17 protein-coding genes are annotated in these 14,667 nt (G+C 55.3%); all 17 read right to left on the reverse strand.

All coding sequences use genetic code 11. The features are described from left to right. Window positions 1–35: 35 nt before the first annotated feature. Complete coding sequence (locus ACP26L_RS24150) at window positions 36–413, reverse strand: TIGR02530 family flagellar biosynthesis protein (RefSeq protein WP_426447090.1); 378 nt, start codon at window positions 411–413, stop codon at window positions 36–38. Then, a complete protein-coding gene (locus ACP26L_RS24155) occupies window positions 410–832 on the reverse strand; it encodes a flagellar hook capping FlgD N-terminal domain-containing protein (RefSeq protein ID WP_426447092.1) in 423 nt (140 codons plus the stop codon). The genes ACP26L_RS24150 and ACP26L_RS24155 overlap by 4 nt, the downstream gene beginning before the upstream one ends. A gap of 42 nt (window positions 833–874) precedes the next feature. Continuing rightward, window positions 875–2,194 carry a flagellar hook-length control protein FliK gene (locus tag ACP26L_RS24160; RefSeq protein ID WP_426447094.1) on the reverse strand — a complete coding sequence of 440 codons (1,320 nt, stop codon included), beginning with the start codon at window positions 2,192–2,194 and terminating at the stop codon, window positions 875–877. 173 nt (window positions 2,195–2,367) lie between these two features. Further along, a complete protein-coding gene (locus tag ACP26L_RS24165; RefSeq protein ID WP_426447095.1) occupies window positions 2,368–3,285 on the reverse strand; it encodes a MotE family protein in 918 nt (305 codons plus the stop codon). 23 nt (window positions 3,286–3,308) lie between these two features. Next, window positions 3,309–3,755, reverse strand: a complete 447-nt coding sequence (gene fliJ, locus ACP26L_RS24170) for a flagellar export protein FliJ (RefSeq protein WP_426447097.1) — start codon at window positions 3,753–3,755, stop codon at window positions 3,309–3,311. Between the two features lie 10 nt (window positions 3,756–3,765). Further along, complete coding sequence (gene fliI / locus ACP26L_RS24175) at window positions 3,766–5,088, reverse strand: flagellar protein export ATPase FliI (RefSeq protein WP_426447099.1); 1,323 nt, start codon at window positions 5,086–5,088, stop codon at window positions 3,766–3,768. Further along, the gene (locus ACP26L_RS24180; RefSeq protein ID WP_426447100.1) at window positions 5,088–5,915 is read right to left on the reverse strand and encodes a FliH/SctL family protein; all 828 of its coding nucleotides are present in this window, start codon (window positions 5,913–5,915) and stop codon (window positions 5,088–5,090) included. Before ACP26L_RS24180 ends, fliI begins: the two co-directional genes overlap by 1 nt. Further along, window positions 5,908–6,933: a flagellar motor switch protein FliG gene (gene fliG, locus ACP26L_RS24185; protein ID WP_426447102.1), complete on the reverse strand. Its 1,026-nt coding sequence runs from the start codon at window positions 6,931–6,933 to the stop codon at window positions 5,908–5,910. The genes ACP26L_RS24180 and fliG overlap by 8 nt, the downstream gene beginning before the upstream one ends. A 4-nt stretch (window positions 6,934–6,937) precedes the next feature. Further along, on the reverse strand, window positions 6,938–8,536 hold the full coding sequence (gene fliF, locus ACP26L_RS24190) for a flagellar basal-body MS-ring/collar protein FliF (RefSeq protein WP_426447104.1): 1,599 nt from the start codon (window positions 8,534–8,536) through the stop codon (window positions 6,938–6,940). Between the two features lie 32 nt (window positions 8,537–8,568). Next, window positions 8,569–8,640, reverse strand: coding sequence for a flagellar hook-basal body complex protein FliE (locus tag ACP26L_RS24195; protein WP_426455071.1), 72 nt, complete (start codon window positions 8,638–8,640; stop codon window positions 8,569–8,571). A gap of 106 nt (window positions 8,641–8,746) precedes the next feature. Beyond that, window positions 8,747–9,052 (reverse strand): flagellar hook-basal body complex protein FliE, encoded by a 306-nt coding sequence (gene fliE / locus ACP26L_RS24200; RefSeq protein WP_426447106.1) that lies wholly within the window; start codon window positions 9,050–9,052, stop codon window positions 8,747–8,749. A 28-nt stretch (window positions 9,053–9,080) separates the two neighbouring features. Beyond that, window positions 9,081–9,536, reverse strand: a complete 456-nt coding sequence (gene flgC, locus ACP26L_RS24205) for a flagellar basal body rod protein FlgC (protein ID WP_426447108.1) — start codon at window positions 9,534–9,536, stop codon at window positions 9,081–9,083. Between the two features lie 6 nt (window positions 9,537–9,542). Further along, entirely contained in the window at window positions 9,543–9,947 is a 405-nt protein-coding gene (gene flgB / locus ACP26L_RS24210; RefSeq protein WP_426447110.1) for a flagellar basal body rod protein FlgB, read from the reverse strand. A 241-nt stretch (window positions 9,948–10,188) separates the two neighbouring features. Then, entirely contained in the window at window positions 10,189–10,962 is a 774-nt protein-coding gene (gene codY / locus ACP26L_RS24215) for a GTP-sensing pleiotropic transcriptional regulator CodY (protein ID WP_426447111.1), read from the reverse strand. Between the two features lie 22 nt (window positions 10,963–10,984). Continuing rightward, window positions 10,985–12,391: an ATP-dependent protease ATPase subunit HslU gene (hslU, locus tag ACP26L_RS24220; protein WP_426447113.1), complete on the reverse strand. Its 1,407-nt coding sequence runs from the start codon at window positions 12,389–12,391 to the stop codon at window positions 10,985–10,987. Window positions 12,392–12,456: 65 nt separating this feature from the next. Then, on the reverse strand, window positions 12,457–13,002 hold the full coding sequence (gene hslV, locus ACP26L_RS24225) for an ATP-dependent protease subunit HslV (RefSeq protein WP_426447115.1): 546 nt from the start codon (window positions 13,000–13,002) through the stop codon (window positions 12,457–12,459). A 255-nt stretch (window positions 13,003–13,257) separates the two neighbouring features. Next, the gene (trmFO, locus tag ACP26L_RS24230) at window positions 13,258–14,586 is read right to left on the reverse strand and encodes an FADH(2)-oxidizing methylenetetrahydrofolate--tRNA-(uracil(54)-C(5))-methyltransferase TrmFO (RefSeq protein ID WP_426447117.1); all 1,329 of its coding nucleotides are present in this window, start codon (window positions 14,584–14,586) and stop codon (window positions 13,258–13,260) included. Window positions 14,587–14,667: the final 81 nt, after the last annotated feature.

The following is a 14,667-nucleotide window of genomic DNA, read 5'->3' on the forward strand; positions in this document are numbered from 1 at the left end:
CTTGGCCTCCGTATACGGTCCGGCCTTAGCTTTCATCAGGAAATGATCATGGCGCTGTCAATCTGCGTGAACAGGTTGTCTTTCATCGAAGTACGGTCTATCGCGGTCACTACGGTACGGTTCTTGATATTCACAATCAAGGCCGCATCGCCGATGAGCATCAGCGAATCTTTGGCGCCTTTGGCAGCCGCTTTGTCGATCGCTGTGGAGAGCTTGGCCAGCTGCTCGGGAGCGAGGGTAATGCCGCGCTGGATCAAGCGCTGCTCAGCGTGGTGACTGAAGCGCACCAGCTGGTTCTGCAGGACGGACTGAAAGGAACCACCGGCACCCGCTTGTTCAGCCGGAAGACGCCTCTGGACGCCGGGGCCTGCGGGATTCGGATAAAGACGTCCTACAGTAAAGCGGTCGGTCATGACTCACTCACCGCGTTCGAGATCTGGCTTACTTTATCCAGCGAGATTTCCTCTGTTCCTACCTTCGCGAACTGTCCACCGTTCTTAACGATAATGGAATCCACGAGACCGGATTTGACGGCACCCGCGTCGTCGGCCCACGTCACGTTCTTGCCGATCAGGCCGGAAGCGAAACCGAGGGACTGGCGGAGCAGCTTCATCTCACTTCCCATGTTGGTCAGCTGTTCAACCGATGTGAACTGCGCCATCTGGGCGATAAATTCTTTATCCTGAAGCGGCTGGGTCGGGTCCTGATTCTTCATCTGTGTGATCAGAATCTTCAGGAACTCATCCTTGCCAAGCGTCTTGTTCGGTGTGGTCACCTTGTTGCCTGTATAAGTCATGGCGCTGCTGGTCGATGTAATCAGGGAGTCGGACATATTGATCACCTCCTATAGGGTATACTAGCTTGTGAAGCTCACTCACGCTATGACATCAATCATACCGCTGCCCGTGCGTGCGGGTGCAGCCGGATTCGAAGCGAGCTCTTCCGTGAAGCTCTCACCTTCAAGCGCTGCGATCCTTGCGGATGCCGCTTTCTGGTTCTGCCTCGACTGCGGCTGCTGGCCTTGTCCTTTTTCCTGGAACATGCCGGATTGGAAGCCTTGGGCATTCGAGCTCTGCGTCACTTCGAGCTTCTCCACCTGGATGCCCTGGCTCTGCAGGGAATGGCGGAGCTGGGCGAGCTGGCTCTCGAGCATATCTTTGCCGGCCGCATTGTCAGCGGCGAACTGGGCGATGAGCTGTCCGTTCTGCATCGTCAGCTTCACTTCCACATGGCCGAGATGCTGCGGATACAGGGAAAGCTTGGCTTCCGTAATGCCGTCCGCCCCACTGTCCAGCAGGAAGGAGTTCATGACGAACTGGGTCATGTCGTCAGGAAACGACTCAGCCGGCATCTGAAGCGTCGGGAGCTTGCTTACAGGCTGGCCGGACTGCAGCTGCTTCATCAGATCCTGTACGGTGGCCGGCGGCGGTGTGACGCCATCAGCGGACCCGGTCTCCGGCTGAAGCGGGGCAAAAAGCGGTTCCTCGAGGTCCGGAGCGGTTTCGCTCTGAACGGTTACCGCTGCGGCAGCCGGATGTTTCACAGCCAGTGCCTCCAGCTTATGCAGCGGACTTGCAGCCGGGCTCTCGGAAGAACTCTTAGGGCTTGGAGTCTCCGATGTCTGGATTTCGCCATTCAGCTTTTGGAGCAGCTGTCCGAGCTGTGCCGTCGGCTTCACCGCTGCCAAGGGCTCGGCCGCTTTCGTTACGGCCGCCTCCAAGGCGGAGAGCGCCTCCTTCAGCTTAGGGTCGCCATCCTTCTTCAAGGCTTCCTGCAGCTGCTGGAGCATGCGTGCGGCTTCGGCGGCATCCACCGTCTCCAAGCCGGGTACGGCAGCGGCAGCCGACTTCTCATTCGCTGCTTCTGTCAATGGTACGAACAGCTGGGAGTCTGCCGCCTCCATGCCTGCGGTAACAGCGGTAAGCGAAGCATCCGCCGTTTCGGCGGCCGTGTCAGGCGTACCTTCGGTTGGAGCCTGATCTGCAGGAAGCAGCAGCATCTGAAGCTCCTGAAGCAGAGACTGCACTTCCGGATCCGCCAGAACCTCAGCGACAGTCTCCGGGTCTTCTTCGGCTATGAAGGTTTCTAACGACTCGAGCTTTTCTTCTACCGCGGGCGGCTTCGCCTGCGTTTCTTCGGGTTCCCCCGCCTTCCTACTATTATCGGCAGGAGCCTGGGGTTCTTTTGAGCCCATTTTGTCTTTCGGTACGGCGACGTCGAGCTTTTCTTTCAGGGCGCTGGAGAATCCCTCCCGGGCTTTCCCAGCCCCTTTGACGGAAGAGTTGGAAACGGGTGTTCCTCCTTGGAGCAAGTTTCTGGATGTGGTAATGGAAGCTCCGATTTCCATTCGTTCCTGCACCTCCTTTATTATTGAGCCAGCCTGGCCGAGATCAGGGCGGCGGTTTCCTTCGATTGGTCCGAGATGGCGGACAAAATCTTGGAACGGCCGGCGCTGTCCATCGAACCGAGGATGGATAAAACCTTATCCGGGTTGGTGCGCTGCAGCTCCATCAATACAATCGCCGCACTTTTGGGGGTCATACTGGAGAATGTCGATCCGAGATCGTTCTTGCTGAGCTTATCGGAAGCCGTTGTCTTCTCCTGTGTAGTGCTGAGCGCCTTGACACGCTCCTGCAGGGCAGCGATTTGGGTATCCTTCACGCTGACTTGATCCTTGAGCAGAATGGAAGCTTCCGCCGCAATTTTCGGATCCATCTTCTCGAGAACCTTGACCCGGTCGTCCGTCTTCATTTTGCTCAAGACGAGCACCCGCTCCGCGGTTGTCAGATTCTCCATAATCGGAGCCGACTTGCTCGGAGACATCTTGGCGTACGTGCTTGCCAGCTGCTGAATCTGCTTCTCGTACTCTTCTTCAGCCGAGGCAGCCGCTTTGGCTTCTTCCTGTGCGGTTTTCTGGCTTTCCAGCTCCTTGATCGCCTTATCCTTCTCCTCCAGGGCCGTCTGCGCCTGCTTCAGCTCTTCTTCCTTCGACTGCAGCGCCGCATCGGCTGCCGCCTTCGCTTCCTCGGCCGCTTTGTCTTCACTTGATGCTTCTTCCTGGTTTACCGGAGTACCGGCTTCTTCCCCTTTGGGATCCGGCACCCAAGTCGATACTACCGGAATCTTGTTGGCCGTCTTAAGCACCGTGTTCATCACATTGTAGTCAAAGATGGTCAGAAGCACCCCGAGCAGCACGGCCGTGAAGACGAAAGGGATGAGGAACCAGATTAAAAACCGTTCCAGGGCTCCGTAGGAACCTGTTTGTTCAGCATCCGCCTTAGCCATGGTTTCACCTCCAAGTTTTTCGGTTAATAAGCAGATGGGGCTTTATAACGGTTCGTGGCCATTTCATCAAGACCGTCCTGCTCTTTCTTCATGACATCGAAGGAGAACCGCTGGAACGCCTTTTCTTTGGCCTTGGCCCACACTTTTTCCTGAAGCATTTTGCCGGTGAGGTCATCCTGTTTGGACTGTACCACGGTTTTGGCCAGCTGGATGTCGGTATGTTTTTCCTGAATCCGGGTATCGACGTAGTCCACGTAGCTCTGCATGAGCAGCAGGTCCGATACCGAGATGGAGCGGGTGGAAGCTTCCTGGAGCTCCTCCTGCAGAGAGCGCTTGGAGTGTTCCAGTTCGACCAGAGACGACTCTTCCTGCTTCATCCGGCCAATGGCTTCCGAGAGCATCCACTCGGCCTGCGTTTTTTCATTCATTTTGAGATCTACGATTTTCTGGAATGCGTATCGGAACCGCATAGCTCAACACCTATCCCTTATAAAATTGTTGGAGTAACTGGTCTCTGGCTTCTTCGTAAGTCAGCTTGTCGTCCGTTCGCTGCTTCGTGTACTCCCAGATGGAATGGATAGATTCGAGCGCTTCGTCAATTTCCGGATTCGATCCTCTTTGGTACGCCCCTATATTGACAAGATCTTCCGAATCCTTATAAGTGGCCATGAGACGCTTGAGATTCTCGGAGGCCAGCTGCTGTTCTTTCGGGACAATCTCCTTCATGACACGCGATACACTTGCCAGTACATCGATCGCCGGGTAGTGCCCCCGGTTCGCGATCGCACGGTTGAGTACGATGTGGCCGTCCAGGATCCCCCGTACGGCATCGGCAATCGGTTCGTTCATATCGTCACCGTCGACCAGGACGGTATAAAATGCGGTAATGGATCCCTTCGGACCGTTACCGGAACGCTCCAGCAGCTTCGGCAGCATGGCGAACACGGAAGGGGTGTACCCCCGGGTTGCCGGCGGCTCGCCGACTGCAAGCCCCACTTCACGCTGAGCCATCGCAAAACGAGTGACGGAGTCCATCATCATCATGACGTTAAGACCGCGGTCACGGAAGTATTCGGCAATGCTCGTGGCGATAAGCGAGGCCTTAATCCGGATCAGCGCCGGCTGGTCCGAAGTGGCCACGATCACGACTGACCGGGCCAAACCTTCGGGTCCGAGATCGCGCTCAATAAAGTCAAGCACCTCTCTGCCCCGCTCCCCGATCAAGGCGATCACGTTCACGTCTGCCGACGTGTTCCGAGCGATCATCCCCATTAAGGTACTCTTCCCTACACCGGAACCTGCAAAGATGCCGACACGCTGACCTTTACCGATCGTAAGCAAACCGTCGATACAGCGGACACCGACGGAAATGGGCTCAAGCACCCGTGGACGGGTCAAAGGATTGCTGGGCGCATTGTTGGTCGAATACTGTGCCATCCTCGAGGGCAGGAACGATCCGTCCATCGGCTGTCCGAGCCCGTCGAGCACCTTGCCGAGCAGCTCGTGACCGACCTGTACACTCAGCGGCTTGCCGGTACCGACGACATCACAGCCGGGTCCGATCGAATCCAGTTCGCCGAGCGGCATCAGGATGACTTTGTTATTCTTGAAGCCCACAACCTCCGCCTTGAGCGGTTTATTTGATTTGTGCGGATAAATGTAGCAGAGGTCCCCAATGCTGGCGTCCGGCCCTTCCGATTCGACGGTAAGACCGATGACCTGGGTGACCTTGCCGTTGACTCTGACGGGATCCATTCCCTGAAGATGCTCGATATATTTCTGCGCATTAGGGGAAGCTATCATTAAGATTCCTCACCTCGGATCGCAATTTGGCGAAGCACGTTCTTGATCTCGCTGAGCTGCGTGTCAATCCGGGAGTCAATGCTGCCGAAGGCGGAACGGACTACACAGCCGTGGTCCTGTACCGAGCCGTCCGGAATAATCTGAAGCTCGGCCTGCGAATCGATATGAAGCAGAAGCTCTTCACGGGCATCCTGGATCAGCGGGAACTGGGACGGTGATACGCAGAGCGCGATCACGCCGGTATCCTTGCGCCGGGTGAGTGTCCGGCGGATGAGATCGATCGTCCACTCGGGCTCGAGCGTCAGCTGCCGGGCAACGATTTTCTCGGCAATGGAAGTGCTCAGATCGATCAGAAACGGTTCGGACTCCTGAATGATCTGCTGCTTCAGGCCGTAAGCCTGCTCCAGAATCGAGGAAGCTTCCTGCAGCATCGCATCGTACTTCTCGCGAAGCTCGGTTTCGGCACGCGTCAAGCCTTCTTCATAGCCCTGGGTGAAGCCCTGATCCATGGCCGCTTCCACCGTTTCCTGATCGAGCTGCCGCTTCTCGTCCCACCAGGCCTCAATCTCGGCCTGTGCCTGTTCCTTCAGGGCGAGGGCTTCTTCCATGGCGGTACGAACCTGCTCTTCGGCGAAAGACTCCGCATCCTGAAGGATCTGCTCCTTCATCTGGAGCGCCTCGATGACCTCCGGACTTTCGGCAGGAGATGACTTTTGGATCTCCTCTTGTTCCTTATTAAGAACGCCGAGCTGGGGGTGGGCCACAACCACCTTCGTGCTGTTGTCGTCCACCGGCTTGTATTGAAAGAACTTGATGACATTAGACAATGATATCATCTCCTCCGCCGCGTGCGATGATGATTTCACCGGACTCTTCGAGTCTTCTGATCGTCGCTACAATGCGGGTCTGGGCTTCTTCCACGTCACGCAGACGGACAGGGCCCATGAATTCCATTTCTTCGCGGAACGTTTCGGCCATCCGCTTAGACATGTTCTTGAAGATCGACTCGCGTACTTCTTCACTCGCCACTTTAAGCGCAAGCTGCAGGTCGGCATTCTCGATATCGCGGATAATACGCTGAATGGAACGGTCGTCGATGTTGACGATGTCCTCGAATACGAACATGCGCTTCTTGATCTCTTCGGCCAGTTCCGGATCCTGAATCTCGAGCGAGTCGAGAATCGTACGCTCCGTCCCGCGGTCTACCCCGTTCAGGATGGAGACCACCGAAGTGATACCGCCGGCATTCGTATAGTCCTGTGTTACCGTTGCGGACAGCTTCTGCTCGAGTACACGCTCCACCTGGGAGATGACCTCCGGCGAAGTGCTGTCCATGAGTGCGATCCGCTTGGCCACATCGGCCTGCTTCTCCTGCGGGAGCGAGGACAGGATGATCGATGCCTGTTCCGGCTGAAGGTAAGCGAGAACGAGGGCAATCGTCTGCGAGTTCTCGTTCTGGATGAAGTTCAGGATCTGGCCGGGATCGGCTTTGCGGGCAAAGTCGAACGGTCTCACCTGCAGCGTAGCCGTCAGGCGGTTGATGATATCGAACGCCTTGGCCGAGCCGAGTGCCTTCTCCAGGATGTCCTTCGCGTAAGAGATACCGCCCTGGGAGATGAATTCCTGCGCTATACAGATCTGATGGAACTCAGACAGAATCGCTTCCTTCTCCGCTGCATCCACCTTGCGGACATTGGCTATTTCCAACGTGAGCTGCTCGATCTCCTCATCCCTGAGGTTTTTGAAGATCTGTGCCGACACTTCCGGTCCCAAGCTGATGAGCAGGATAGCGGCTTTCTGTCTGCCGGTCAAACCCGATGTTTGTACTTTAGCCAAATCTTCCACACCTCTATTCTTCTGCTAACCATGTACGGAGCAGGTTCACGAACTCTTCCGGCTTCTTCTTCGCCAGCTGTTCGAGCTGCTTGCGCACCTGGTTCTCATTATTGGTTTCCATATCGATCGTCGGGAACTCTACGCGCGCTGCCGCTGCATCGTTCACGATCATTTCTTCTTCTACTGTATCAGCCTTCTTACGCTTGCGCATCAGGAAGAATGCACCGACAGCTACCAGGGCCAGCGCCAGACCGCCAAGGCCGCCATAGAGCAGCATTGTGTTCGTATCCGTGCCTGCCGTATTATTCGTTTTAGCGAACGTGTGTTTAACTACCGTCACTTTCTTCGCCAGATCTTCATCCGAGATCGTCTGTCCGTTATCGGCAAGCGCCGCACGCACGACGTTCTGCAGAATCGTTCTGACTTCAGTCATCGTCTCATCGCTGAGCGAATTAGGGTCAGCCGGATCCGGCGGCTCTACGCCGACGTTGATCGTCAGGTCCTTCACCACATACGGAGTCGATACGATCTCTTCCGTAATCCGGTTCACTTCATAGTTCACGGTACGCTGAAGCTCTTCCGATTCGGCATTCCCGCTGGTCGACGAGCCCGTGTATCCCGGAACATCCGTCTCCCCTGTACCGGCTACGCCGCCTGCGGCGCCACCGCTGTTCTTGGAGTTCTTCTGAATTTCCTGCGTCGAAATCTCAAGACCCTTCTGGTCGGCTTGATTCGGTGCCGTCACCAGCTGGTTATGCGAACTCTTCTGGTCGAAGTTCATCGTCGAGAAGACACTTACGATAACCTTGTCCTTGCCAAAAATCGAACCGAGCATCTGCTGAACGTTCTTCTGTACATCATTCTTGAACTCGTTGTTGATCTCAAACTGCTGCAGCGCCAGGTTCGAAGCGCCGGCCGTCTTGTTCTGGCCTTTGGAATACTCGAGCAGATCTCCGTTCTGGTCCGAGATCGTAATGTTCTCTACCGGAAGTCCCTTGATACTGTGGGACACGAGATTATACAGCGTGTCAACCTTCGCCTGGTCAAGCTGATAGCCCGGCTTCACATCGAGTACGACGGATGCCGTAGCCTTCTCCTGCTCTTCTCCTGCACGGAGGAACACTTCCTTCTCCGGCATCGAGATCAGAACCTTCGAGTTCGCAATCGCCTGGTTGGAATTAATGAGCTGCTGAAGCTCTCCCTGCACGGCGTTCAAGTACTTCACGTTGAACTCTTGGTCGGTCGTACCGAATGTGGAACTCTCGCTGAACGCGCCGTAGCCCACATTCCCGTTCTTGTTCAGTCCCTGGGACTCGATCGCCAGCTTCACGCTCGCTACCTCGCTCCGGGGAACTCCTATACTCTTGCCGTCCTCACTAAGCTGATACGGAATCTTCGCTCCGTCGAGGTAGCCTTTAATCGCAGCGGCATCGCTTGGCTGCAGATTCGTGTAAGCCAGCGAGTATTCCGTCTTCGAGAAGTTATAACTGATGAGACCAAGGCTCAGCAGAACGATCATCACCGTCGCAATGATGGTTGTCTTCTGCATCTTGCTGAACTGGCTCCAATACTGTTTCGTTCGGCTCCAAGCTTGGAGTAAATTCTCGTTCACCGTTTCACCCCATTTTCCCTAAAGGATCGTAATCATCTAACCTGCATCCGCATGATGTCCTGGAAGGCTTCAATGACCTGGTTCCTTGCTTGGAACGGACTCATTAACCGGGCGAAGCTTTCTTAGAAACTATAACTGAAAAGTCCGGGCCGACCCTATGACGATCATCACACTGGCGATAATTGCAATCAGGCCGGATCATCCCGCCCTTTATACCTGCATTCTCATGATTTCCTGGTAAGCTTCAATCACCTTGTTACGCACTTGCACGGTCAGCTCCAGACCGAGGGAAGCTTTCTCGGAGGCGATCATGACCTGATGCACATCCGTAATGTCTCCTTTGACAAACTGCGTATTGAGCTTATCCACATTCGCTTGATCCTGGTTCAGGTTGTCGATCGCGCTGCTCAGGAACTTACCGAACTGATTGCTCACTTCCGAGGCACTTGCTGTCGTATTCTTCGGCTGTACGGCGTTTACGACGGCTTGCGGCTGAAGGCCTACTTTATTAATCATGGCTTAGAGCTCCTTTATACTAGGTTTTTTATCTTCCGATTTCAAGCGCTTTTCCAATTAAAGATTTGGATGCATTCAGTGCCGTTACGTTCGCTTCATACGAGCGCGTGGCTGAGATCATATCGACCATCTCTTTGGCAATATCCACATTGGGAAGCATCACAAATCCGTTCGCGTCCGCATCGGGATGCGATGGGTCGTATACCTGCTTGAAAGGCGTCTGATCTTCGACAACCTTCGATACTCGTACACCTTCGCCGGTCCGTGCATTCTGCGTACCGCCCATGGCTCCCTGGAGCGTCTGGGCGAAGCTCATCTTCGGCTCCATCGCTACCATCTTCCGCTGGTAGGGAACCCACTTGCCGTCCACCATCCGGGCGCGTGTCGAATCCGCGTTGGCGATGTTCGAGGAGATCACGTCCATCCGGAAACGCTGTGCGGTTAGCGCCGAAGCGCTGATATCAAAGCCGTTCGTCAGTTTCATCTAGCATTACCTCCCGCCAATGGCTGTTCTGAGTTTCTTGATCTCGCCGTTCACCTGCTGGACCATCACATTGTAGCGGAGCTGGTTCTTCGCCATCAGCGCCATCTCATAGTCGATGTCCACGTTGTTCTGGTTGTTGTTCATGAAAGTCTCTGTATCCTGCACGACCTGAGGCGTTCCCGCCGTCGTAGAAGTCTGGTTGATCGGTATATGCTTGGCATCGGTCCGCTTCCCTACAAGGCCTCCGCCGTTCATCTCCTGCTGCAGCAGTTCTTCAAAACGAACATCCGAACGTTTGAAATTCGGTGTATCTACATTCGCCACGTTATCCGCGATCACTTTCTGCCGCAGGGCTGCCGCATCCAGCGAGCGCTCCAGGAGATTAAATCCGGGTTTATTCAGAATGTTCATGGACACACTCCCACTTTCTCTTACGTAGTCTCCCGTAGGTATTCAACAAACTCATTCTTTTATCCTTCTTTGATTCGACATTTTTTTCACTGAACTTAATAGCACTCAAGGGAGAATTTTGTAGAATTTAAGGACTAGCCTCTATATTGCAGATTTTTGGAAAACTTTACAATAAGAAAAAAGCCCTATATTCGCATATAGGGCGTCGAAAGGTGTTTTCTTATGTCATTCATCACATATATTATGACTTTACGCTTTGAATTCCGGTCATGAGCTGGTCATTCAAGACCCGGATATAGGTCCCTTTCATGCCTAAAGACCTAGTTTCAATGACGCCTGCGCTTTCCAGCTTACGCAGCGCATTGACAATAACGGATCGGGTAATGCCTACGCGATCTGCAATTTTGCTTGCTACGAGCAGGCCTTCATTCCCGTCCAGCTGCTCGAAAATATGTTCTACCGCTTCCAGCTCGCTGAAGGACAGGGAACCGACGGCCACCTGAACGACCGCTTTGCCTCTGGCTTCGATCTCAATCCGCTCCGCTTTCTCGCGGAGAATCTCCATGGCCACGACGGTCGAGCCATATTCCGCCATAATCAGATCGTCGTCAATAAACTGGCCACCCCGTTTGGTTAGGACCAAAGTACCGAGACGTTCTCCCCCGCCTATCACCGGAACGATCGTGATATAGAAGGACTCATGGCCAGCATGATCTCCGAATACGTCGTATGGGCTCCCCGCGGCGAGATTGGAGGAGGTCTCATCCACCTTCAGCAGCAGCTGATTATACTCCGACGGAAACCGGTTCTCCTGCAGTACGGACGTATGGGCTAACAAATCGCCATCCTGTGATGAAAACGCGCTCCCCAGCACCTTTCCTTTCCGGCTGATCACAAAGATATCTGCTTGCGAAATCTCACTGAGCACCGAGGCCATATCCGTAAAGGAGACCGCGTGACCCGCTTCTTTTTGCAGCAGTTTGTTCAGCCTCCGGGTCTTCATCAATAATGTCATGTTCCTGCCTCCACCATTCCAATTACAAAATATACTGGCTTAAATCCCGGTTCTGCACGATGCCCGACAGCTTCTCCCGGACATACTCCGGCGAGATGACGATCTCCTCCAGCGTAATATCCGGCGCCTCAAAGGAAAGATCCTCGAGCAGCTTCTCCAGGATGGTATGAAGTCTTCGTGCCCCGATGTTGTCCGAATTCACGTTCACCTCTGCGGCAATCCGGGCAATCTCGTTGATCGCGTCATCCGAGAATACGACCCGGATGCCCTCGGTCTCCAGCAGCGCCGTATACTGCTTCGTCAGGGCATTCTTCGGCTCCTTGAGAATCAGCACGAAGTCTTCCTGGGTTAACGAGCTCAGCTCCACGCGGATCGGGAAGCGTCCCTGCAGCTCCGGAATGAGGTCGGATGGCTTGGCGATATGGAATGCGCCTGCAGCAACAAACAGTACATAGTCGGTCTTCACCGGTCCATATTTGGTCATGATCGTCGAGCCTTCGACAATCGGCAGAATGTCCCGCTGTACGCCTTCCCTGGAGACATCCGGCCCGCTGCCCCGGGCGGAGCTGGCGATTTTATCGATCTCGTCGATGAAAATAATCCCGTCCTGCTCGGCACGGCGCACGGCCTCCTGAATCACTTCGTCCATATCGAGCAGCTTCTGGGCCTCTTCCTGCAGAAGCACCTTACGGGCTTCCCGGATCGGCAGCTTCCGCTTCTTGGTCCGCTTCGGCATCAGGGAGCCGAACAGCTCCTGCATGTTCATGCCGGCCTGCTCGTTCCCCTGTCCAGCCAGCATATCGAACATGGATGGGGTGCTGTCTTCGACTTCAATCTCGATCACTTCGCCTTCGAGCTCGCCGCGGAGCAGCTTCTCGCGGATTTCCCTGCGTCTGGCCGCAAGACCTGCATCCGCCGCGTCATCCGGCTCGCTGTGGGCTGTGCTGCCGCCCTGCTGCTGCCCGAACAGCATCTCAAGCGGGTTGCGCTGGCCGCGGTTCTTGGAGGGGCTTGGAGCGAGGATCACGACGAGGCGGTCGATCACCATCTGCTCCGCACGGTCCTTAAGCGCCTCGGTCTTCTCTGCTTTGACCATCCGGATAGAGGTCTCCACGAGATCGCGGACCATGGACTCCACGTCACGGCCCACATAGCCGACCTCCGTGAACTTCGTCGCTTCCACCTTGACGAACGGGGCTCCGACTAGTTTGGCCAGACGGCGAGCGATTTCGGTTTTGCCGACACCGGTCGGTCCGATCATCAGGATGTTCTTCGGCACGATCTCATCGCGGAGCGCTTCCTCGAGGAGGCTGCGGCGGTGACGGTTGCGAAGTGCCACAGCCACGGATTTCTTGGCCGACTTCTGGCCTACGATATATTTGTCAAGCTCGGCTACGATTTGTCTGGGGGTTAAGGCTGATGGCTTCACTCGTTATGAACCTCCCTGTATAGGATGGCCTGCTTCTAACCAAAACTAACATGACCCGTGGTGTATTATTCAATCTCTTCTACTATAATATTGTGATTCGTGAATACGCAAATCTCTGCGGCCATCGTCAGCGAGGCGTGCGCAATATCCCGGGCACTCATCTCCGGTGCGTACCGGTGAAGCGCTCTCCCGGCAGCCAGCGCAAAGCTTCCACCCGAGCCGATGGCAAGAATACCGTCATCAGGCTCGATGATCTCACCGTTGCCGGATAGCAGCAGCAGACCGCTGCGGTCCATCACAATCATCATTGCCTCCAGACGGCGCAGGACCCGGTCCTGCCTCCAGTCCTTCGTAAGCTCCACAGCCGCACGCTGCAGATTGCCATGGTGCTCCTCCAGCTTCGCCTCGAACTTCTCGAACAGGGTGATGGCATCCGCCACCGATCCCGCGAATCCGGCGATCACATTGCCGCGGTATAATCTTCTGACCTTCTTGGCCTGGCTCTTCATCACCATCGAATTGCCGAAGGTGACCTGGCCGTCTCCGGCAATCGCGCCTTTACCCTGGTGCCGGATGGCGAAGATGGTCGTCGCATGAAAGGTTTGTTCCATAGACCGGATTCTCCTCCAATTGGGCTGACTTAAAGCTATGTACATTTCCATACGTTCCGTTCTGCGTCTCAATGGACGGGTGCAGTCTTGAATGAATGCCTGGCTGAACCGAACTCTTTCTTCTACGGAGAATCATCCCCGGCGTTTCAATTCAAGACAGAAACTAAGCTACAGAGCTTAGTTTCTTCTTAGGAACACTGCCCACGGGCAGCCGATTCATAATACAGACGGGACTATCGTAACATAGGTCAAGTTTTATTTACAAGCCGAATTGTCTAGGTTTTGAACAAAATTCTGAATTTTCGCAATTGCACGCTCCGCGATTTTCTCATTCTTGAGCTTCTTGTTACGGATCCGCTCCTCCAGCGGCGGGAACAAACCGAAGTTCGCATTCATCGGCTGGAAGTGGTTAAAGTCCGCCGTGGTGATATACTGCGCCATGCTGCCAAGTGCGGTATCCGGCGGGAGAACGAAGAGCTCCTCCCCTTTGGCGAAGCGTGCGGCGTTCAATCCGGCGATGAGGCCTGAGGCGGCCGATTCCACGTAGCCTTCCACCCCGGTCATCTGGCCGGCGAAGAAGAGGTTGTCGCGGGTGCGGAACTGGTAGGTCGGCCGAAGCAGCTTCGGCGAGTTGATGAACGTGTTGCGGTGCATGACACCGTAGCGGACAAACTCGGCATTCTCGAGTCCCGGGATGAGGGAGAATACGCGCTTCTGCTCGCCCCACTTCAGGTGAGTCTGGAATCCGACCAGGTTATAGAGCGTTCCTGCCGCGTTGTCCTGACGGAGCTGGACGACCGCATAAGGAAGTTCACCGGTGTGCGGGTTGATCAGCCCCACCGGCTTCATCGGACCGAACAGGCACGTCTGCCGGCCGCGGGAAGCCATAACTTCGATCGGCATACAGCCCTCGAAATAGACTTCCTTCTCGAATTCCTTGATCGGCGCCGTCTCCGCACTGATCAGCGCCTCATAGAAGACGTTGAACTCCTCTTCGGTCATCGGGCAGTTCAGGTAGGCCGCCTCGCCCTTGTCATAACGGGAGGCAAGGTACACCTTGCTCATGTCGATGGAATCCTTTTCCACGATCGGTGCGGCCGCATCATAGAAATACAGGTAGTCCTCCCCTGTCAGCTCCTGCAGATGCTGGGACAGCGACGGCGAGGTCAGCGGGCCCGTGGCGACGACCGTGATGCCTTCGGGCAGCCTCTCCAGCTCCTCATTGCGCACCTCGATCAGCGGGTGGTTGCGCAGCAGAGACGTCACTTCGCCCGAGAAGTTGTCCCGGTCCACGGCCAATGCTCCGCCGGCCGGTACGGCATGCTTGTCCGCCGCACGCAGAATCAGGGAGTTCAGGATCCGCATCTCTTCCTTTAATACGCCGACCGCATTGGTCAGGCCGTTGGCCCGCAGCGAGTTGCTGCATACGAGCTCTGCGAATTGGTCGGAGATGTGGGCCGGCGTCTTTTTGACCGGACGCATTTCATATAGTACGACGGGCACTCCCTGGGATGCGATCTGCCATGCAGCTTCGCTTCCTGCGAGTCCTGCGCCGATGACGGTTACTTTTTGCATTTCTGTCAACTTGCTTCCTCCTAAATTTGCCCCTCCGCCGCAGCGGGAGAGTTCCTGTTAATGGCGGGAACGGTTCGGATAGGGTGAAAA

Source organism: Paenibacillus sp. S-38 (assembly GCF_049942825.1).
In the GTDB taxonomy this organism is placed as follows: Bacteria; Bacillota; Bacilli; order Paenibacillales; family NBRC-103111; genus Paenibacillus_G.

Coding starts and splice junctions, on each gene's coding strand:
- ACP26L_RS24150 (WP_426447090.1), bottom strand. CDS start 413: ATGACCGACCGCTTTACTGTAGGACGTCTTTATCCGAATCCCGCAGGC.
- ACP26L_RS24155 (WP_426447092.1), bottom strand. CDS start 832: ATGTCCGACTCCCTGATTACATCGACCAGCAGCGCCATGACTTATACA.
- ACP26L_RS24160 (WP_426447094.1), bottom strand. CDS start 2,194: ATGGGCTCAAAAGAACCCCAGGCTCCTGCCGATAATAGTAGGAAGGCG.
- ACP26L_RS24165 (WP_426447095.1), bottom strand. CDS start 3,285: ATGGCTAAGGCGGATGCTGAACAAACAGGTTCCTACGGAGCCCTGGAA.
- fliJ (WP_426447097.1), bottom strand. CDS start 3,755: ATGCGGTTCCGATACGCATTCCAGAAAATCGTAGATCTCAAAATGAAT.
- fliI (WP_426447099.1), bottom strand. CDS start 5,088: ATGATAGCTTCCCCTAATGCGCAGAAATATATCGAGCATCTTCAGGGA.
- fliE (WP_426447106.1), bottom strand. CDS start 9,052: ATGATTAATAAAGTAGGCCTTCAGCCGCAAGCCGTCGTAAACGCCGTA.
- flgC (WP_426447108.1), bottom strand. CDS start 9,536: ATGAAACTGACGAACGGCTTTGATATCAGCGCTTCGGCGCTAACCGCA.
- flgB (WP_426447110.1), bottom strand. CDS start 9,947: ATGAACATTCTGAATAAACCCGGATTTAATCTCCTGGAGCGCTCGCTG.
- codY (WP_426447111.1), bottom strand. CDS start 10,962: ATGACATTATTGATGAAGACCCGGAGGCTGAACAAACTGCTGCAAAAA.
- hslV (WP_426447115.1), bottom strand. CDS start 13,002: ATGGAACAAACCTTTCATGCGACGACCATCTTCGCCATCCGGCACCAG.